General features: G+C 42.1%; 21 protein-coding genes and 4 pseudogenes. 8 read left to right on the top strand and 17 right to left on the bottom strand.

From position 1 onward, the window contains the following. Position 1: 1 nt before the first annotated feature. Positions 2-1,192, top strand: coding sequence for a chromate transporter (locus tag M5V91_RS03060; RefSeq protein WP_157380209.1), 1,191 nt, complete (start codon positions 2-4; stop codon positions 1,190-1,192). Between the two features lie 45 nt (positions 1,193-1,237). On the opposite strand, the gene M5V91_RS03055 is transcribed toward M5V91_RS03060, so the two are convergent. The 11 genes and pseudogenes from M5V91_RS03055 to M5V91_RS03005 form a co-directional block, all read right to left on the bottom strand. Then, on the bottom strand, positions 1,238-2,965 hold the full coding sequence (locus M5V91_RS03055; protein WP_019381181.1) for a PAS domain-containing sensor histidine kinase: 1,728 nt from the start codon (positions 2,963-2,965) through the stop codon (positions 1,238-1,240). Between the two features lie 35 nt (positions 2,966-3,000). Beyond that, complete coding sequence (locus tag M5V91_RS03050; protein WP_284521711.1) at positions 3,001-3,426, bottom strand: GAF domain-containing protein; 426 nt, start codon at positions 3,424-3,426, stop codon at positions 3,001-3,003. 3 nt (positions 3,427-3,429) lie between these two features. After that, the gene (locus M5V91_RS03045; protein ID WP_009333508.1) at positions 3,430-4,083 is read right to left on the bottom strand and encodes a response regulator; all 654 of its coding nucleotides are present in this window, start codon (positions 4,081-4,083) and stop codon (positions 3,430-3,432) included. Between the two features lie 177 nt (positions 4,084-4,260). Further along, positions 4,261-4,911, bottom strand: a complete 651-nt coding sequence (locus tag M5V91_RS03040; protein WP_019381180.1) for a sensor histidine kinase — start codon at positions 4,909-4,911, stop codon at positions 4,261-4,263. Between the two features lie 34 nt (positions 4,912-4,945). After that, positions 4,946-6,453 (bottom strand): annotated as a pseudogene (locus tag M5V91_RS03035) (nitrate/nitrite transporter). A gap of 214 nt (positions 6,454-6,667) precedes the next feature. Further along, positions 6,668-7,030, bottom strand: coding sequence for a hypothetical protein (locus M5V91_RS03030; RefSeq protein ID WP_284521710.1), 363 nt, complete (start codon positions 7,028-7,030; stop codon positions 6,668-6,670). Between the two features lie 5 nt (positions 7,031-7,035). Continuing rightward, entirely contained in the window at positions 7,036-7,227 is a 192-nt protein-coding gene (locus M5V91_RS03025) for a hypothetical protein (protein ID WP_251174999.1), read from the bottom strand. Further along, a pseudogene (locus M5V91_RS03020) lies at positions 7,217-7,740 on the bottom strand (Rieske (2Fe-2S) protein). Before M5V91_RS03020 ends, M5V91_RS03025 begins: the two are co-directional and overlap by 11 nt. A 12-nt stretch (positions 7,741-7,752) precedes the next feature. Further along, positions 7,753-8,313 carry a 4Fe-4S dicluster domain-containing protein gene (locus tag M5V91_RS03015; protein ID WP_009333499.1) on the bottom strand — a complete coding sequence of 187 codons (561 nt, stop codon included), beginning with the start codon at positions 8,311-8,313 and terminating at the stop codon, positions 7,753-7,755. Then, positions 8,314-10,482, bottom strand: a complete 2,169-nt coding sequence (locus M5V91_RS03010; protein WP_019381178.1) for a molybdopterin oxidoreductase family protein — start codon at positions 10,480-10,482, stop codon at positions 8,314-8,316. Further along, positions 10,469-11,551 carry a hypothetical protein gene (locus tag M5V91_RS03005; RefSeq protein ID WP_019381177.1) on the bottom strand — a complete coding sequence of 361 codons (1,083 nt, stop codon included), beginning with the start codon at positions 11,549-11,551 and terminating at the stop codon, positions 10,469-10,471. Before M5V91_RS03005 ends, M5V91_RS03010 begins: the two co-directional genes overlap by 14 nt. Positions 11,552-11,807: 256 nt before the next feature. On the opposite strand from M5V91_RS03005, the gene M5V91_RS03000 reads away from it, so the two are divergent. Together M5V91_RS03000 and brfA are read left to right on the top strand one after the other, a co-directional pair. Continuing rightward, the gene (locus M5V91_RS03000) at positions 11,808-12,116 is read left to right on the top strand and encodes a hypothetical protein (RefSeq protein ID WP_157380221.1); all 309 of its coding nucleotides are present in this window, start codon (positions 11,808-11,810) and stop codon (positions 12,114-12,116) included. A 35-nt stretch (positions 12,117-12,151) separates the two neighbouring features. Beyond that, positions 12,152-12,382, top strand: coding sequence for a ribosome rescue factor BrfA (gene brfA / locus M5V91_RS02995; protein WP_251175001.1), 231 nt, complete (start codon positions 12,152-12,154; stop codon positions 12,380-12,382). Positions 12,383-12,403: 21 nt separating this feature from the next. On the opposite strand, the gene M5V91_RS02990 is transcribed toward brfA, so the two are convergent. Then, positions 12,404-12,718: a hypothetical protein gene (locus tag M5V91_RS02990; RefSeq protein ID WP_019381175.1), complete on the bottom strand. Its 315-nt coding sequence runs from the start codon at positions 12,716-12,718 to the stop codon at positions 12,404-12,406. A 159-nt stretch (positions 12,719-12,877) separates the two neighbouring features. On the opposite strand from M5V91_RS02990, the pseudogene M5V91_RS02985 reads away from it, so the two are divergent. Continuing rightward, positions 12,878-13,389 (top strand): annotated as a pseudogene (locus M5V91_RS02985) (DUF3231 family protein). 286 nt (positions 13,390-13,675) lie between these two features. On the opposite strand, the gene M5V91_RS30875 reads toward M5V91_RS02985, so the two are convergent. Then, positions 13,676-13,915, bottom strand: coding sequence for a hypothetical protein (locus tag M5V91_RS30875; RefSeq protein ID WP_034296749.1), 240 nt, complete (start codon positions 13,913-13,915; stop codon positions 13,676-13,678). Between the two features lie 67 nt (positions 13,916-13,982). Further along, positions 13,983-14,264 (bottom strand): hypothetical protein, encoded by a 282-nt coding sequence (locus M5V91_RS02975; RefSeq protein WP_019381172.1) that lies wholly within the window; start codon positions 14,262-14,264, stop codon positions 13,983-13,985. A gap of 226 nt (positions 14,265-14,490) precedes the next feature. Between M5V91_RS02975 and M5V91_RS02970 the strand changes: the two genes are divergently transcribed. Further along, the gene (locus M5V91_RS02970; protein ID WP_009333483.1) at positions 14,491-14,670 is read left to right on the top strand and encodes a hypothetical protein; all 180 of its coding nucleotides are present in this window, start codon (positions 14,491-14,493) and stop codon (positions 14,668-14,670) included. A 46-nt stretch (positions 14,671-14,716) separates the two neighbouring features. Here M5V91_RS02970 and M5V91_RS02965 read toward each other — a convergent pair. Next, positions 14,717-16,839: pseudogene (locus M5V91_RS02965) on the bottom strand (peptidoglycan D,D-transpeptidase FtsI family protein). Between the two features lie 186 nt (positions 16,840-17,025). On the opposite strand from M5V91_RS02965, the gene M5V91_RS02960 reads away from it, so the two are divergent. After that, positions 17,026-17,487: a DinB family protein gene (locus M5V91_RS02960; RefSeq protein ID WP_009333481.1), complete on the top strand. Its 462-nt coding sequence runs from the start codon at positions 17,026-17,028 to the stop codon at positions 17,485-17,487. Between the two features lie 189 nt (positions 17,488-17,676). Here M5V91_RS02960 and M5V91_RS02955 read toward each other — a convergent pair whose 3' ends face one another. Next, on the bottom strand, positions 17,677-18,348 hold the full coding sequence (locus M5V91_RS02955) for an SOS response-associated peptidase (RefSeq protein WP_251175002.1): 672 nt from the start codon (positions 18,346-18,348) through the stop codon (positions 17,677-17,679). A 101-nt stretch (positions 18,349-18,449) separates the two neighbouring features. Between M5V91_RS02955 and M5V91_RS02950 the strand changes: the two genes are divergently transcribed. After that, positions 18,450-18,608: a hypothetical protein gene (locus M5V91_RS02950; RefSeq protein WP_009333479.1), complete on the top strand. Its 159-nt coding sequence runs from the start codon at positions 18,450-18,452 to the stop codon at positions 18,606-18,608. Positions 18,609-18,636: 28 nt separating this feature from the next. Here M5V91_RS02950 and cdaS read toward each other — a convergent pair whose 3' ends face one another. Beyond that, positions 18,637-19,236 (bottom strand): sporulation-specific diadenylate cyclase CdaS, encoded by a 600-nt coding sequence (gene cdaS, locus M5V91_RS02945; RefSeq protein WP_071155159.1) that lies wholly within the window; start codon positions 19,234-19,236, stop codon positions 18,637-18,639. A 129-nt stretch (positions 19,237-19,365) separates the two neighbouring features. Here cdaS and M5V91_RS02940 point away from each other — a divergent pair, with 129 nt between their 5' ends. Then, entirely contained in the window at positions 19,366-19,962 is a 597-nt protein-coding gene (locus M5V91_RS02940) for a class I SAM-dependent methyltransferase (protein ID WP_251175003.1), read from the top strand. Positions 19,963-19,973 lie beyond the last annotated feature (11 nt).

The raw sequence follows: 19,973 nt of genomic DNA, 5'->3' as shown, positions 1-19,973 counted from the left end.
TATGAACAAAAACAGAACTGGCTTAAAATCTTTACTGGAAATATTAATGGTTTCAACAAGGCTTGGACTTACCTCTTTCGGGGGACCTGTGGCTCATCTCGGCTATTTTCACGATGAGTATGTCCGCAGAAGAAAATGGATGGATGAGAAAAGCTACGCAGACTTAGTTGCACTTTGTCAGTTCCTGCCCGGACCGGCAAGCAGCCAGGTTGGCATTGGCGTTGGTGTCATGAGGGCCGGAGTAGCCGGCGGCATTATGGCTTTCCTTGGTTTCACATTGCCATCTGTTATTGCTCTGATTATTTTTGCCATTCTTCTTCAAGGCATTAATCCTGCGGAAGCCGGCTGGATCCATGGACTCAAAATTGTCGCGGTGGCTGTAGTGGCTCATGCGGTTTTGGGAATGGCACAAAAACTTGTACCTGACCTGCCGCGAAAAACGCTGGCACTGTTCGCGATTATCGTCACACTTTTATGGCAGACAGCCATCACTCAGATAGCGGTCATCCTTATTTCTGGATTTATTGGATTTTTACTCTACAAGAAGCATGCAGATAACAGCGAAGCCCGTATGGAATTCCCCATTTCAAAAGGGTTTGCGATTGGCTGTTTAGTGTTGTTTTTCGCCCTTTTAATAATTCTTCCAATTTTAAGGGAGTTAACCGCATTGGATTGGGTTGCTCTTTTTGACAGCTTTTATCGCTCCGGATCTCTGGTTTTCGGGGGCGGCCATGTTGTCCTTCCTTTGCTGGAACGTGAATTTGTCCCAACAGGCTGGCTAAGTGAAGAAGCTTTTCTGGCTGGCTACGGTGCAGCCCAAGCAGTGCCAGGGCCGTTATTTACTTTTGCTGCCTATCTTGGGGCAGTGATGAATGGCTGGCAAGGCGGTTTGCTTGCAACGGCCGCGATCTTCCTGCCTGCCTTTCTGCTGATATTAGGCACCCTCCCATTTTGGGACACACTTCGCCGCAATCCTAACATAAAGGGTGCATTAATGGGTGTAAATGCTGCAGTTGTCGGCATTTTAATCGCTGCCTTTTATCATCCAATTTGGACCAGCAGCATCCTGGAGCCGGCTGATTTTGCCTTTGCAGCAGTACTATTCAGCATGCTTGTTTATTGGAAGCTGCCGCCATGGATTATTGTTGTGACAGGTGCCATCGGCGGAACGATATTAGGATCAATATTTTAGAAACGCATCTAATGAGAAAAGCTGCCTGGATTAGGCAGCTTTTTTCTATAGGGGTATTTCAAGTACAATTCTTGTCCCTTTAGCTTCTGCTGAATAAACATTTATGGAACCGCCTGCAGCTTTTGCTCGTTCTTCCATGCTAAAAAGACCAACTCCTCTGGAGACTTCATTAACATTGAACCCTATGCCTTTATCTTCAATGACTATACGGATTTCTTCTTCCATCTGCCTGATTGTGACTGCTGCCTCATCTGTTTCAGCATATTTCCTTATGTTAGTCAGGGCTTCCTGAATGATCCTGTAGATGGTGATTTCTTTATTAGAACTAAGACGGGTAGCCAAGTAGCAATCAAAATGGACGTTGATATTGTGATGTTCTGAAAATCGGACCAGGTAGGATCGAATCGCTGGTATCAGACCAAGATCATCAAGCACAGAAGGACGCAGTTCCCATGAAAGGTCTCTCAGCTCCTCAATGACTTCAGCAGCCTCATCCTGCATCTGATCAAGCAGCGGGTGGCTTATTTCCGCCTGAAGCCTATTAATGGTAATAAGATGGCTGTACAAATTCTGTCCTATTCCGTCATGAAGCTCACGAGACAATCTTTTCCGTTCATCCTCTTGAACCTCTATGATCCTGGTCATCATTTTTTGCAGCTCTTCTTCTGCATTTTTTCTTTGCGTGACTTCATGGCGAATGGCAAGATGCTGATAAGGTTTCCCTTTTTCATTAAGGAATGGGACGATGGTGGTATCCACCCAATAATGTGTGCCATCCTTGGCTCTGTTCTTGATCTCTCCTTTCCATACCTGTCCGGAAGAAATTGTCTTCCACAAATCTCTGAAATATTCTTTAGAATGGTAACCTGAGTTGATAATTTTATGATCCTGTCCAAGCAATTCTTCCCGTGAATATTTTGAGATGCTGCAGAATTGATCATTTACATAAGTAATGGTGCCTTTCTGATCTGTAATTGCCACAATGGATGAAGCATCCAGGGCAAATTTTAAATCAATCAGCTCGTTTACGGAATTTTTCAGTTCCTCCACAACACGCTTATATTCAGTTATTTCATTCCGGATCGCCAGGTATTTATATGGCTTTCCTTTGTCATCAATGAAGGGAACGATGGTGGTATCCACCCAATAATAAGTTCCGTCTTTAGCTTTGTTTTTAATTTCCCCGCGCCAGACTTCACCGCTCGAAATGGTTTCCCAAAGGTTCTGCATAAAGTCTTTGGAATGGTAGGATGAGTTGATAATTCTATGATCTTTACCAACCAGCTCATACGCAGAATATTTCGACACCTCACAGAACTTTTCATTCACATACGTAATTTTTCCTTTTTTGTCTGTAAAGGCCACAATTGTTGATTCATCCAGGGCAAATTGCAGATCAACCAATTCCTTTAATGAATATGATTGCTGCTTTTTTAATCGGGAACGGTCTTTGACTGAATGAAAGACGATTAAATAATAGGTTTCTTCTCCTTGCATGAAAGAATTAATTCTATAAAAGATTGAAAATACCTGACCATTACGATGCCGGCCATATTGGTGTACCACTTTGCCCTCTTCCGTTTCATGCAGAGTGATCTCAGGGAGCAGTTCCTTCAGGCTCTTCCCCTGCAGTTCATTTACCCTATATCCAAATTGCTCTTGCGCCTGCTCATTCGCATAGGAGATGACCCCAAATCTATTAACAAGAATCGTTGCATCACTGGAATCAGGAGCAATCTCTCTCTTTTTCGGCAACTGATTATTCCTGTCCATTTACGTTCCTCCAGTTGCATTTTTTAACCATTCAGCTAGAGTTCAAGTGTCCTCGCTGCATTCCTTGCAGTGTTTTGCTTGTTTTCATTTATAGGCTGACCTGACCGGTTCCCGATCAAGAAGACCCCTTTAGGGATTCCTTTAAAATGAATGGGAACAGCATATGCATACTTCAGGGCTTCAGCAAGCATAATCGGGTATTCCAATGCCTTTCCAGCAACATATTCCGGGAAGTTTTCTACGTACATCGGCCTGCCGGTTGAAATTACCTTTCCTGCAATGCCTTTGCCGTACCTTACTGTAATCCGCTTATATTTTTCGTTGCTATTTCCTGCTGCATAATGCCATCTTACATCCGGGCCATCTGTATTTTGCAGTGCCAATCCGACAAAATCACAGTCCAGCTCTGTCAGCACCTTTTCACAAGCCTGATCAATAAGTGCACTTCCCCCGGGCTGCAACCCTTATATTCCATAACCAAGCAGCCCTTTCTTTAAAGCATACGCTACTAGTTCCGGCCTGGTTTTCATCTGAAGTTTTTCCATTAAATTACCTTTATGGGTTTCAACTGTCTTTACACTAATCACAAGCTGTTCAGCAATATCCTTATTGGAAAACCCTTTGGCTATTAAAGTAAGAACCTCTTTCTCCCTGTCAGACAACAGGTTGAATGTATCGGTGTTCCCCTGCTTTACACTTCCGATATATTCTTCCATCAGCCTTTTAGTTGCAGACGGATGCAAATAGGCATTCCCGCTTGCAACAGACCGGATTGCTGCGAGCAGTTCATCATGAGGAGCACTTTTTAAAATACATCCGGACGCACCCGCTTGGATCGCTCTGAATAAGTACTCTTCATCATCATGCATGGTCAAAATCAGGATCTGTATTTCCGGTTTTAATTTTTTCAATTCTGACGTTGCCGACATGCCATCTTTTCCATGGGGCATGCTCAAATCCATTACTACCACATCAGGCTTTAATTCAAGAGCCTGCTGAATCCCCTCGTTGCCTTCCGAAGCTTCACCGACCACCTGCATATCTTCATGGTTATTTAAAAGCATTTTCAAACCCATTCTGACTACCGCGTGGTCGTCGCAAAGTAAAATATTGATCAACCTTGCTCCCCCTTTACCATTTGTCCGCACGAGAAAAGCACAAGCGCCTTGCCTGCCCGAGGGGGCAGGCTGCTTGCGCCGGACAGTTCTCGAAGTACAAAGCAACAATTCCAGTGCTAAAAATCTTTTATAGGCAACAAGGGAGCCGCTTTGCGAGGCCCCTTGTTAAGTATAATCTTAGTATAACGGAAGGCTGATATCTATTGTAGTCCCTTCACCGATTTTGGAGCTGATGACGCACTTGCCGCTGATTAAACACATTCTTTCAATCATGGCAGCAAGACCAGACGATTTTTGCATTCCAGCATTAACATCAAAGCCCTTCCCCTTGTCTTCAATGTTTATAGAAAGCTGTCCCGGTTTCCATTGCAGGAAGATGGCTGCACTCATTGTGTCAGCATACCTGGCTATGTTTGCCAGAGCTTCCTGGCAAACTCGGAACAAAGTAATGCTTTCTCTTTCATTGATTTGGACTTCCATCCCCTCATTTTGAAGATCCACTGTTATTCCATATGTGGAAGTGTATAATTTCAGATAACTTTTCAGCGCCGGCAGCAGGCCGAGGGTTCCCAGAGCAGGGGGATGCAATTCCACAGCCAGTAGCCTGATTTCCTGAATCGTTTTTTCCATCATTTGCGCCATATCTCCAATATAGCCTCTCATCTCGGGCTGATCGACCGCAGTTTGAATGAACTGCATGCCTGTATATAAGCTGTAGAGCGTCTGCCCGACCCCTTCATGAAGCTCCAGGGCGATGCGCTTGATCTCATCTTCCTGAGATTGAATAATATAGGAACTGATATTTTTCTTTGCTGGCTGGATCTCCATTTCACCCCTCCTCCTTACGACTTTATTTTTGCTTTTACTTTGCTTTTTTTACCCGATGGCTGGAAATGTCACTAAACATGCCCGCATATTGGACTACATCTCCAGCATCATTTTTAATAGCACTAATGGTAAGCCATTGGAGATATTCTTCTCCGTCTTTGCGGCAATTCCATATTTCCCCTTGCCAGAATCCATTTTTTTCGATTGAAGTCCATAAGTCCTGGTAAAAGCCCTTAGTCTGCTTCCCTGATTTAAGGATATTCGGATTTTTGCCGACTACTTCTTCTTCCTTGTAACCGGTTATTTCTGTGAAAGCAGGGTTTACAGAGATTATTTTACCGCCCTTATCCGTTACCAGAATTCCTTCAATTGTATGATCAATCACCTGGCTCGCAATTTCCATTTTACCTTGGAAGTACATCCAGACAACCAGAATCAGGCTGGCAAGCGCCACTTCTGACAATGCCATAAAGCCAATCGCATAATGGCCGGTGATATTAAATAACAGGGTCAGGATCAGCGGCGGAAAAACCCTCCCAGGCCGCCCATTGCGGAAACAATTCCGTTTACGATACCCGCCTGCTGCTGGAAGTACATAGGCACCAGCTTAAAGATAACACCATTCCCAATTCCCGCTGATAGAGCAATGCTTAAGCATCCAAATGTATACCATGTAATTGACGGAGATAATGATAGAATTACTGCAGAGATGGTATATACTCCAAAGACAAACATTAGAAGAATTAAAGAATGGAAACGGTCTGCAAGCCATCCGCCAATCGGTCTCATGGCAGTTGCAAGGACGATGAATCCGGCTGTCCTTAATCCCGCATCCACTTTATCGAGTTCAAAATGAGCAACTAAGAAATTTGGAAGATAAATGGTAAACGCAACAAATGATCCGAAAGTAATGAAATAGAATAAGCTCAAGAGCCACAGCTTTTCATTTTTATATACGCCTTTAATCTGTTCCAGAAGCGGAGTCTGCACTTTAACTTCTTTTTTATCACCAAGCAAGAAGTTTGCTGCAATGAAGATTCCGAGCAGGACAAGATAGATTTGTACGGTTAGGGACCATCCAAACTTTGTGGCAACAACCGGAGCCGCAAATGCGGTTATGGCTGTTCCAAGATTGCCTGCCCCGTATATTCCATTTACAAACCCATGGCGCTCCTTTGGATAATACTTTGGAAGAGATGTAACACCGACAGAAAACACCGCTCCTCCAAGACCGAGGAATAATCCCCCGATCAGTAAATCAGTAATGGAATCAGCTATACTGATATAATAGACTGGAAATAATAATAGAATAAAGCTCAGCATAAAGATTATTCTTGCGCCAAACTGATTAGCATAATACCCCAGAGGAATGCGCAGCAGCGATCCAAGGATTACCGGAACTGCTGTTACAAGGGCTAGCTTGTCGGCTGGAATACTGATATCTTCCTTAATAAACGGCATAAGGGAGGATATCAGCACCCAAACCATAAACCCGGCTACTAAGTTTAACGTCTGCAAAGGCAGCTGTATTTTTCTGATCATTGTGTTCACACTCTCTTCTTTATTACATATTTTAATCCGGCTTCCTGATCAAAAGCAGCCCACCTGCTATCAGATGCTTCCACAGAGGAAGTCAGCGGGACTGCAAAAAAATTCATGCGGTCAAAATAAATACGCAAATGTGTTCCATCCGGACAGAGCCCGGTTTTTATTATTTCTTTGTGAACAAAAGGGGCTTTGTCATTTCCCTTTTCATCTAAAATTGCCACCTGCACATTTTGCCGGACAAAGCGGTCCAAATCTTCTTTTTTAATGAGTTCCACAGCTGCCGCACCTCTTTTGCAGGGTAAATATACATTTGATAACCCTGCAGATATTTCCAGAATGTTTCACTTGCATGTTCTTCTATGAATTCAATGGTTTCTTCTTCTGATTGCCATTTGCTCATCCCTTTTATCTCTGCTACAACAATGTTCATGCCGTCATGAGATTTCTCATCCAAATACCAGTTCAGGCGGACTCCCTTGAATAGTTCGGAAAGGAGCTGATCCACTTCTGGAGCAAAATCCCCGGATTGTTCTCTTACAAAACAAAAATCAAGATATGTCTCACTGTTCATAAAAATCACGCCCTCTTGTTAATCGTCTTTTTATAAGCGAATACAGCCAAGGGAAAAAGAACAATATTCAGTCCGCCGAAAATCAGTACATTTACATAGTTTTCGTAATAGTATTGGTGGACCATATATTGGGTAAAGACAATATTCATCATTAATATCGCGGCCAAAATGATGACACCCAGGTAGCTACGCTTCATAACGTTTCACCCTCACTGCAAAGATTGCTCCATTCTCCACCTTAACCTGGATTTCCGGAAGCGGCCTTCTTGGCGGTCCCGCAGTTGGCGAACCAGTCTCCACATCGAACTTGCCGTGGTGGCAAGGGCAGATCATTTCACCTTGCTCCTTCACCCAAAATACCGGACAGCGCAAATGTGTGCACGCATTCTGATAGGCGACATATTTGTTCTCTGATAAGCGGATTAAAATGGCGTCATCATGATCCCCAGGAAACTTGAACTCCACTGCATCACCGATTGGCAGCTTGCTTACTTCAGTTATTTTCTTATGAGGATATTCTTTTTCGCCAAGCCCCATTAATTCTTTGGCAGCAACTGCCCCCAGGGAAGGGAGGAAACCGCAAATACACCGGCGGCACCAACCAAAGTTTTCATGAACCCGCGTCTATCCAGTTTTCTTTCGTTATTCCGTTCGATATTATGCGTATAATTATCTTCATTAAAGGGAATCTTGTTATTCTTATCAGACATCCCTAATCCCTCCTAAAACAGCTTTGTAATCCCCTGCAGGATTCCCGGCAGATTTACCTTAACGTTTGTTTCGCCTTCTAGGTATGGCATGCTTGTTACCCATTTGCCGTTATCAAGGTTAAATTGCTTCTTCTTGTTTTCAATTTCTTCATCTGTCAGCCATTGCAGCGTGTTGGATGGACATACACTCGCACACATAGGAGGAATTCCATCTTTAGTACGGTCAATACATAGGTCGCATTTGTACATTAAGTTCTGCTCTTGATCAAATTTTGGTATGCCATATGGGCAGGCAATTGTGCAGTTCTGGCAGCCAATACACTTTTCCACCAGTGCAGATAACACAGCGCCTGTCTCATGAATTTGAATAGCCTGGGCCGGACAGCTTCGGGCACATGCCGGATTTTCACAGTGAAGGCACATGAGAGGCATCGTCTGCCGGTTCACAAGAGGATTTACATCATACACATAATTCCTGTTGCGCTCCTCATGCCCCCCGCATTGTGTACATGCTGCCAGACAAGAACGGCATCCTATACAGTTTTCAAGTTCTAAATACAGCCTCTTCTTCATTTATTGCACCTTCTTTAATTCGACTTTTTCCAGCTGTGCAGCACATGCCTTGAACTCAGGCATTCGGGAAATAGGATCTAATGCTGCAATTGTTAATAGATTAATAGAATCCTCATGTCCAAAATGGTATGGAACAAAGACGGTATCCTTGCGGATGGCTTCCGTAATTTTGACTTTATAGATGGCCTCGCCTCTTCTGGTAAATAAACGGACCCTTTCTTCATGTTCCATATTATATTTTGATGCTGTTTCCGGATGGATCTCCACAAATGGTTCAGGGCACATATCATGAAGGAATGGAATTCTTCTAGTCTGATTACCGGATAGGTAATGGTAAACCACCCGGCCAGTTGTTAAACGGAGCGGATATTTTTCACATGGTTCTTCCGCTGGCGGACGGTATGGAAGTGCGCATATTTTTGCTTTGCCGTCCGGATGATAAAATTTCTTATCAAGGAACATATGTGGTGTCCCTTCATCCTTTTCATTTTTGCATGGCCAGAAAACTCCATCCTGCTTGTCGATTTTATCCCAGGTAGCTCCATAGTAATCAGCATAGCCGCCCTTGGTAGCCAGTCTGAACTCATCTGCAACATCTCGTGCCGTTTTTAGGTGAGAAAAGTATTTTCCTTTTCCTAAACGTTCAGCCAGCTCCACTTGTATTTGCCAGTCCGGCTTCGATTCCCCAACAGGTTCCTGGGCTTTATTGATTTTAATAATGCGGCCTTCAATATTCGTTACTGTTCCTTCATCTTCTGACCATGTGACTGCAGGAAGAACAACATCTGCAAATTCTGCCGATTCAGAAAGGTAGAAATCGGAGCATACCATGAAATCCAGAGCCTTAAATGCTTTCCTGACAAAATGTTGATTTGGTGCAGATACAGCAGGATTGGAACATAGAAGGTATAAACCGCGAATCGTTTTTTGCTCCATCAGCTCAATCATTTCATAAGCAGATACACCAGGCTGCGGCATTTCTTCAGGTGTAATTCCCCAAACACTGCATACTTCTTCAACATGTTTCGGGTTAGTAATTTTTCGGTAGCCTGGAAGCAAATCCGATTTCTGTCCATGCTCTCTTCCGCCCTGTCCATTGCCCTGACCGGTGAATGTGGCTACGCCGGCTTTCGGACGGCCAATCTTTCCAGTAACAAGCGCCATATTGGTGTAGGCGGAAACATTATCAACACCCTTATGCTGCTGTTCAACACCTCGTGCAAACATGACAACTGCATTTGGAGCTTTTCCGTATATTTCTGCAGCACGAATGATTTTTTCCTCCGCCACACCAGTCAGCATACTTGTATATTCAGGTGTGAAATCCTTTACAAGTTCCTTTGTTTCTTCAAATCCGTTGGTATGTTTATTAATAAACTCTTCATCTATATAGCCCATTTCAATCAATTGATTAACAATTCCGTTTGCAAGTGCAAGGTCTGTTCCGGGCTGCAGGTCGAGATGAAGGTCAGCTCTTCTGGCAATTGGCGTTTCCCGTGGATCGACTACAATGATATAACCGCCTCTTTCCTGAACGTTCCAAATGCGGAACATGGAAGTTGGATGGCATTCAGCCGTATTGCTTCCAGCGATAAACAGGCAATCTGTTTCATGAATATCTGTCCAAGGCAATGTTGACCCTCTATCAACTCCGAAAGAACGGAGGAAACCGCCGGCAGCGCTTGACATACAGAAACGTCCGTTATAGTCAATATATCGCGTTGCAAGAGCAACACGGGCAAATTTACCTGTCAAATAACATTTTTCATTTGTCATTGATACCCCGCTGAAGACGGAGAGTGAATCTTTTCCGAATTCTGTTTGAAGCTCTTTAAATTTTTTTGCAATTAAATCGTATGCTTCATCCCAGCTTGCTTCACGGAACCCTTCTGTGGTTCCTTTCAACGAAGCATCATCCCGGATCAGCGGTTTCAGCAGGCGGTCCTTGTGGTTGGTCTGCTGGTAGGCGGTAACCCCTTTAGGGCACATTTTCCCGACCGTAACCGGCCAGTCATACCGGGGCTCGACCCCAATGATATTATTTGTCTGTGTATTAACCCTCAAGTTCATTCCGCATTGCATGCCGCAATAGCTGCAATGTGTTTTGATCAATTTTTCATTCGGATGGTTTAGATTCTCAATTTCTTTAAAAAACTTATCCCTTTGCATTCTGGTTTGCCTCCTTGACCTTCACTTCATGAGTGGGGAATCCGGAAAATTGTGCAATCCGGTATTTCCTTCTGCAAGGGAGGCACATTTCTGCAAGATGATGTCCTTCCTTTGCTTTAAATTCAATATCGTTCACGCCGAGTACATCGACGACATCTTTTGATTGTTCTGATGAAACAAACTGATCTCCGCACACCTTGCATTCCTTCATGCCCTGTTCGGCATAATGTTCTCTGTAGTTTCTTGCCAAAACACTCATTGGGCGGAAAGGAATATGTGCAAGCTTTCCAAATGGCAGGTAAATCAGTGTAATGATGACTGACCACTGATGGATCAATGACATTGCCGGCTGTCCTGCACCGTGTAAAAAGAGATTCATAAAGGTTAAAGCCAACCCTGTGATGCTGACTAGAAGCAGCATATAAAGAGGCATGAAATCATATAGGAATTTCTGCTCTGCTCTTGCCTGCATATTTTTCAGACGGCGATACAGCGCCATGCAAACTCCAGCGATTACCATTACTGCTGTAATATTCAGCGCGTTATAAGAAAGGGTGGCAATGATGCCATCTGCAGGGACAGTCATTACCTTCATGCCCATTGCAATAATGTTGTAATGGCCATTGTCATCCATCGTAAAATACATCCATCCGAAAACTAGAGGGAATGTAACGAAGCAGGATAAAATGCAGCCCCAGCCGATAAGCACGTGCTGAGTCCATCGGTAAATTCCCCTATTCCAGATAAAATTGTAGGTTGCAAGATGCTCAACAGACGTTTTTGGCGTTGACTTTCTAAATAGCAGCTTCAATCCTTTTTTCAGGATAAGCTTTGTTGGCGGCCTTTCGCCCCAGGCAATAAACCTATAGAAAAACCCTCCAATAAACACAATCGTTCCGACCATATATCCGTACAGGTTTAAATCCACATGTGTAAACATTCTAGTGCCAATAAAAGAAAGAATTGCTAATGCTGTAACAGATAAAAACATCGACTTGGCAAAATGAGATGCAAACGCATTGTTTAATGTGTTTCCTGTTTTTTGATTGACTGCAGCTTTTGCCTGCATATTAACTCCTCCTCATTCACAAACAATTACCTTAACCTTATTGTAAAAGCGGGAGGACTTTTTCAATATCGGGGAACTTCCCCATTAGAGGGGGAAATTCCCCTATCTTTAAGAAAGGATATTAAATGAGCATGTTGCTGAAGACAATGCACAAAAAAAAGACCTTTTCAAAGGTCTTGCGAAAATATTGAAACTTTTTCCAAATTCATGCGTATTTCTATATAGGAGGCGGAATAATGAAAAAAATATATTTATAATGTTCATTACACTAGCAGCAGAAACTTTAATTACCCTGCTCGCTTCACGTGCCTTTTCAATCCGATTCATCGAAATCATGTTTTTTTCAGGTGTGGTTTTTACAGCTTTAACTGTATGGTTTTCGAGCAGCGGCGGTATGGTTACGAGGTTTATGGACAGCACCGCAAGTGCCATGACTGGATTCATATCTAAAAGGGAGGAATTCAGCTTCAGACCGAATTATGCTGTTCTCGGTTCGGTTATCTTTTTACTTATTGGTCTTGTTTTCTTTATCTTACTGTTAACAAATATTATTCCTCCAATTTAGGCATTATGGTACAATCTTGAAAAGGAGTTGGTCATATGGCTAAATCAGCTGCGAAAAAGTTAAGGGAAAAAGCAGTACGTGAGGGAAAAAGAAACCCTGAATGCAATCGAAGCCCATTTGCAAATGCGGACATGCGCACAAGAAAAACAAAAACCAAAAAAGAACAATTATACAGGAGCAAATATAAGAACCGTTATTCTGATGAAAACAGAAGAGACGGTTCTTTTTTTATGTATTATCTTTTCAAAAGCAGCCAGTCCGATTAAAGACCAGCTGCATTTTTTAGATTATAATATTCCCATCCCTTCTATATGTCTCCGCGCTTTGTCATCACCCAGATCATAAATCATTTTATATATGCCTTCCATGGATGCATCATATTCATCATTTTTTGATTCTTTGTGGTATTCCAGGAAAGGGACATGTGCACGGGCAAATGTTTTAAGATCTGCATCATAATTCTCATTAATATAATCATTTAACTGAGCTAATTCTTCATCTGTTGCAAAAATTTTAAACTGCCATTCGGCTGCTTCAACTGGTTCTGTGTAAATCTGCGCATTTTCAATATCTATATAATATGTTTTTTTTGTTTGGTCCATGTTTTTCATCTCCTCTATCTTTTATACGATATTTACCACATACTGAGGAAGTTTAACCATTTAATATTCAATGACATTTTAAGACGCTAGTTGGGCATGATATAGCTGTGCATTATAAGGAAGGTGGCACAAAAAATGAATCTTTTCAGGAGGTATACAATGGGTATTTTAAGCGGAAATCCAAAGGACGAGCCTTTGCATTATGGCGAGGTTTATAGCACATGGTCCTACTTGCTGGCAGGAAAGGGAATGACCTCTGCCTACCAAACGATGCTTAGCCACTCTGGGGATGGGGACTTGAAGAAAATGCTTGAAGAAGCCATCCGCCTCTGCAAGCAGGAAGAGGAACAAATTGAGGCGATGTTAAAGGAAAACGGGATCGGTCTTCCCCCGCACCACCTGATAGACCTGATGCTTGTGTAAATGATATCCCTCCAGGTGCCCGATTCATGGATCCTGAAGTAGCTGCAAAGTTAGCAGGAGACCTGGCAGCAGGATTGGTTGGCTGCAGTACAATCATGGGCCAATGTATCCGTGAAGATATCGCAGGCATGTTTGGCCAATTTCATACTCAGAAAGCAGCTTTAGGTGTTAAGGTTCTTCGAATGAATAAAGAAAAAGGCTGGCTTATTCCTCCGCCGCTACATCTTCACAAATCGGATAATTGCTAAGGATTTGCTGGAGAGATGTCCATATGTAAAAAGAGAGCAGAGTCCATTGTCTGCTCTCTTTCCTAAAGGTTATTTCTTAAAACTTGGGCTCAGTTCACTCCATACATCAAACAAGATGCCGTCCGGGTCAGAAGATACAAAATTCCTGCCAGGATGCCCGCGATTTTCGATAGCTCCTGTATTTACTTCCTTCTCAAAAAGTTCCCGATGCAAGTTTTCGAGCTCTGTTATTCCATTGAGTTCAAAGGTTAAACAAAATCGCAATCTTCCGTCAGAACCCTTAAAATTAAGACTTTCCTCTTTGAGGTGTTTCCAAAAGGAAAAAGCTTTGGCTTGCCATATTGATTATGGCCATTTTTCCCTTTTCATCCCTAAAACTTTTTGCTGCTCCAAGATTCTCTGTGTACCAGTTTAAAGAATCCATTACATTTCTGACAGGTATGTGACTATTCCCACTCTTAAGAGCTTTTGACTCATAAATGCCCCTCCTCCAAACAAATTCTCTATTTTTGTAAATTCTATCCAAACGCGTATTAATTCCTTTTTAAAAATAAAAAAACCTTAGTCCGGAATGTGACTAAGGCTCATGTAACTTACTCAGAGTATTTGCTTTCACTGGAATCAGGGGAGACCATACCGCCGGCACCGCTGGAATTGATATCAGGTTCTGCTCCTTCAGGCTGAGATGGCAGCACTTTGTTTTTCTTTTGATTGGGTAGACCTGAGTGCTCCTTTAGATATTGATCATTTTCCATAATCGTTACCACTTTAAATCCTGTTCCTTCGAGCTGGTTCTTCAATTGATCAAATACCTTTGTCTGAGTATTATTCATTTCCTGATCATCATACTGAAGCTCTACATTTATTGTTTTCATGTCAGGACCTCCTTTTTAAGCTATTTTCCCGAATGCCTTTTCATTAAACTACACAGAACCTTTAAAAAAGCAGAAGTTTATTTCAGAAATAATAGGTTATTTAAGAAAATAACCAGGACATTGTTCGGTCCAAAAAATACATGGCTGATTTTCCCATAAATATCATTATCGTTTCAATCCTGAATATAAATAAATTGTATGCCGATCAGACGAAAGGAGCAGAGGCATGTGGTTCTGGATTCTGGTAATCTTCATCCCTATTATTATCCTCGCTATTTTGGAAGAAACGATTCAATTTGCGGTGAATCGTAAGGTCTTCGGAAAAAGCGGCAAACCGGTTTTAATTAAACAAAAACTGCATCACTTAAAAAATAAATTCAAGTATAAAAAAAGCCATTCCCAATAAGGAAAGGCTTTTTTGTCCAGCAAGTATTGGCCGCTAAAACTCATATTTAATTAGATTCTTCTGTTTCAGAATCTTCTTCTGCCGACTGTTCCTGTCCGGACATCCGCTTCTTTTTCAGCTCAAAATAGGCATCTAATACTTTTCTGCCAATTTCATAATTGGCTGTATGTCCGCTTCTTCCCTGGTATGCCCATGGAACAATGACAGACATGGCGATTTCTGGATTATTATGGGGTGCATAGGCAACAAGGCTCAAGTTCATAACATCTATTAATGCATCTCCCTTTTTTTGAGAGGGCCATCATAAAATGCTTCCGCTGTACCTGTTTTTCCTGCTGGAGAATATGGCGCATCTGCGAACCTTCGATATGCAGTCCCTTCAGGATGCTGCATCACCTGTCTTAATCCTTCTTTGACAGTGTTTAGTTCTCTATCACTTACATCTATCGTATTTAAGACAGTTGGCTGGATATCCTTCCAGATCCGGCCAAGCTCCTCCTGCTCTGTGGCGGGCTCACGGATTTCTTTTACAAGGCGCGGCTGGATACGATAGCCGCCATTTGCAATCGTTGATATATATTGCGCCATTTGCATCGGAGTGTAGGTATCATACTGTCCGATTGCAAGGTCTAATAGAAATCCCGGCAAGCGAAGCGGTCCTTCATAGCCTATCGCCTCATTCGGCAAATCGATGCCAGTTCTGACTCCGAGGCCAAATTGGCCGAATGACTCTCTCATGTCTTCAAATGCATTAGGGTTTTTAAATCCCAGAGGCTGATCATATGCATACCGCGCATCCGCAATTTCAATTGCTGTTTTGAACATATATACGTTTGAGGATATACGCAAAGCCCTTGTTTCGTTCATGATTGCCTGAAAGTTAAACCACGATTTTTTCACCTGTGGTGTACCTGCAATTTTCATTGGTGCATCTAAAAATGCAGTCCCGGGTGAAATTGCACCGGTTTTATATCCTGTTAAAACGGTTGCCCCTTTTACAGAGGATCCCACATTATAAGAAGAGGCAATCGTACCCAGCGCATAATCCTGCAGAACCGTTTTGCCATCATCATCTTTGTCTATCATTTTCCCTGCCATCGTCAGAACTTCACCAGTATGCGGATTCATTAGGACGACAAACGCACGATCCATTAAATATGTTCCCCGAGTCCTTTTTGCAGCCCAAATTTCCTCTTCCAATATTTTTTCCACAGCCTTCTGCAGATCCATATCAATCGTCAGAACAAGATCCTTGCCTCTTTGGCCCTGAGAAACCAGTTCACTTCCGAGAATTTCTCCTTTTTTAGTAATAAGCTTTTCCTTTGATTTTTGGCCATGCAGAACATCCTCATATTGCATTTCGAGATAGCTCTTACCTACGCGTTCATTTCTGCTGTAGTCCCTGGCCAGAAAATAATCCAGCCTTTCCTGCGGCAGCCCTTCGTTTGTATCTGTAACCTTCCCCAGGACTGTCTGGAGCGTACTGTCAAAAGCATAAGTTCGATCCCAGTCAGTAGTTGTATTGACCCCTGGAAGATATTGAAGGTTCTCGCTTACCGCAGCATATTCTTTACTTGATACATCCTCATTTTTGACTATTTGCGGCGTCATGGCATAACCGCTCGTAAATTCCCGGAAGATTGCCCGCACTTCCAGATCCTGCTTGCTCAGCTGTTTCAGATCTTCGTCTGTAATTCTCTTAAGCTGCATCTCATAAATTTGCTTATCATCCAATTTGTTCTCTTTAAACAGCTTCCATTCCTTATCAGTTATTTTATCCCGGACAGCATCAGGATTTTTTAGAATCCAATGATCCTTCTTATCTCGTTCCGTCACTTTATCCGTCTTTTTATCAATCAGAATGGCCAGCCGCTCTGCCACCTGAAGCATTTCTTTCTGTTTGGCATTCCGATTTGTATACGTAATCGCACTCTTTGGAATATTATCCACAATAACCTGATGGTTCCTGTCAAGCATCCTTCCCCTTGGAACCGGATTAGCTACGATGACATCTTCCGTCCTGTCCACTTCTTTTTTGTATGTCTCACCATTTACAATCTGGACAACGCCAAGTCTTAAGATTAGTACTGAAAACAAAACAAAAACAGCAAAAAACAATAAATTAACCCTAAAAGGCACATGGCTTTTCTTTTTCTTCTTTTTCCCCATGTACGAATCTCCCCCTTATGAACATTATGTCTGTATAATAGAGATTCTTCCAAATCTTCCCCTGTTAAATAATTCCACGGTTTTTGTAAAATCCCTGCCAGTCCAAAACATATTTTGAAATATAAAGGTATTTAAAGAGGTTAAGTGGAAATGTTAATCTGATAATTTTTTTAGGAGGTCTTTAATATGGAAAGAGCACAAAAATTTCTGAACTATTTTTTATCTCACAGAAAGGTGACTAATGAGTTAATCAAGAAGATTGATGAAAATAACTATGACTACAAACCAACTGAAACAAGCATGGCGGCCGGCAAGCTTGTAACACATATGCTTACTTCTTTTTATATGTTTTCCAAAACAGTAAAAGAAGGCAGCCCTGCAGTGTTTGGCGAGAAATTCGAAGAAATTGCCCCAAACCTTTCTGAAGCCGCTGAAAACTACACAGAAAAAACCATTGAGATCATTTCATCATTAACAAATGATGAGTTAGAAAGAACGATTGATATGTCACGGATATTTGGAATGGAATTTACCGGCATCCAGCTGCTGCAGCTTGCAATGGATCATGAAATTCATCATAAAGGAAATTTGTTTGTCTACGTACGTGAAATGGGCCATACGGAGCTTCCGATGTTTGTGAGCAGATGATAAGAAAAGCGGAAGCGCCTTCGAAACAAGCCAAAGCGCTTGTTACTGCGAAGAACATCCAAGGAAGCTTTCCCTTGGCGCTCACCCCCGACTCCTCGAGAAGGTAGGCGCTGGAGCTAGACAGTACTCAAAGTTAAAAGTTATAATTTCTTATCATTTTGAAAAAACGGACGCGTCGCCGCGTCCGTTTTAAAAACTATTAAGGGGAGAAATTAATTCTGCCAGCTCATTTTTTGGTGAATTCACTTTATTTGATACCGGATACTTATCCATTTTTTCAGCCGGATAAGGTTCAAGCAATGACTTCAGGTATTCAGTGTCATTAAAACGAGGATTAAGCCAGTCCTCAAAATCGCTTTCCTTTAATATCACCGGCATTCGGTCATGAACATCTTCGGTTACTTCATTTGGCCCCGTTGTAATAATTGTACAGCTCGTTAGAGGATTTTCTCCTTTATGCCATGAATCCCAAATGCCTGCAAAGGCAAACGGCTTATCATCTTTCATAATGAACCGGTACGGCTGTTTACCTTCTTCGGTTTTCTTCCATTCATAAAAGCCATCTGCAAGGATTAAGCACCTTTTGCTTTTAAAAGGAGCTTTAAAGCTGGGTTTCGAGTCGATGCCTTCCGCTCTTGCGTTTATCATTTTGTAAGCAATTTTTTCGTCTTTAGCCCTGTAGGGGACCAGTCCCCATTTCATCTGTCTGCCGATCCGCTGTTTACCATCTCCAATGATGGTTAAGATATTCTGGCTTGGCGCGATATTATATCTGGGTAAAACCTCTCCCTCTGCATATTCAAATTCAAACAGCAGCTGAAGTTTTTCGATGGTTTCTGTTAGTGTAAACCGGCCGCACAATATAATCACCTCTTTTAAGTCAATAGCAATATAATGTTCATCTATTCCCGGATATAGCGCATATTAAAACTGTCAGCTATTTTTACAGGGAGGAATGAAATATGACAAAACAAGGCAGACAAAATGCAAATCAAACGAGAGCCCAAATTGAAAAACAGGATAAACGAAACGATGTTGAACTGGGAAGCGAGTTTCAGGCAGGAAATGATAAATCTCAAAGCCAGAAAAAAAGCGGAAAGCAAATTAATAAGAAGTCATAATGACAAATCCCCCATTTTAGGGGGATTTTCATGTCCTGATTGTATACAGCTGTCCTTCCACTGCAAAAGAAATACGGCCTGTTTCCTCTGAAACTACAATAGCAACAGCATCTGATTTTTCCGTAAGTCCCATTGCCGCTCTATGCCTTGTCCCAAATTTTTTCCCCTCAATGGTTTTATTGGCAAGAGGCAGGATGTTGCCTGCAGAAATAATGGTATCTTCTTTTATTAGAATACCCCCGTCATGCAATGGGTTTCCAGGATAAAAAATGGTTTCGAGCAAAGTGCTGCTTACTTTTGCTCCAATAGGAGTCCCATTATGAAGGTAATCGCCTATAGGCAGCCTTCTCTCCACAACAATAAGCCCGCCATGCCTTTTTTCCGATAAATGCTGGGCGGCCAATGATAAGCTCGAATATTCCTTGGTATACGGCGATAAATATGACTGAAGATAATATGTCGAAGCAATTGTGTGAGCCTCCGTTACCGCCCTCTGCAAGTTCTCGAAATCAGATAAAATACAGCAGCTGAAGTCCTCTAGCGTTTTGGAAATAGAATGAATCTGACTGTCGATATTGTCAATATACCGGTTTAAATCTTTTCGGTATTGATCTTCGCCATAAATCACCGGACTTCCTCCAATCTTAATTCATATTAGTACCTTTTCCAGTTAAAAATTATTTATCCATTTTACGGAATAGGTTTAGGACCGCTTTAAAGGGACTAAATATAAGTATTAAGCAACGAGGTGAGGGACATGTTCGATATATTAGCAAAACAATTTCAGAAACCCGCAGGATTACTTGGGAAGCTTGCTGGAAAAATCATGTATTTTGAGAACCGCAAGATTAACAAATGGACAATACAGCAATTAAAGATTAATCGCAGGGACTCTATTTTAGAAGTAGGCTTTGGCCCTGGCTACAGCATCAGGCATATAATGGATCACTTCCGCCATGCAGAAACGGATGGAGTTGATGTATCCGAAGATATGAAGGCTTCAGCAGCCAAACGGAATGATGAGTATATCCGTCAGGGAAAGGTCAGATTGTTCGTAAAAGATATACACGATTACTTCCCTGATAAAACGTATAATAAGATATTTTCAGTAAACAATTATCCTTTATGGACAAAACCAAGAGAGTCTCTTCAGTATCTCTATGGGATGCTTGAGGAAGACGGAATAATTGCCATCACCGTCCAGCCAAGAGAAGAAGGAGCAGATGACACCATTGCCAAAAATCTCGGACAGGTGATCAAAACTGATATGGAAGCGGCAGGTTTCCATTCTATTTCCATTTCTTATAAAGAAGCCCGCCCCGTATTAACCGTTTGTGTAACTGCAATTAAATAATAATAAAAAAG

It is taken from the genome of Cytobacillus pseudoceanisediminis (genome assembly GCF_023516215.1).
Taxonomy (GTDB): Bacteria; Bacillota; Bacilli; order Bacillales; family Cytobacillaceae; genus Cytobacillus; species Cytobacillus pseudoceanisediminis.
Note: the sequence above shows the minus strand (reverse complement) of the source record. Positions and strands in the feature narration are given on the sequence as shown.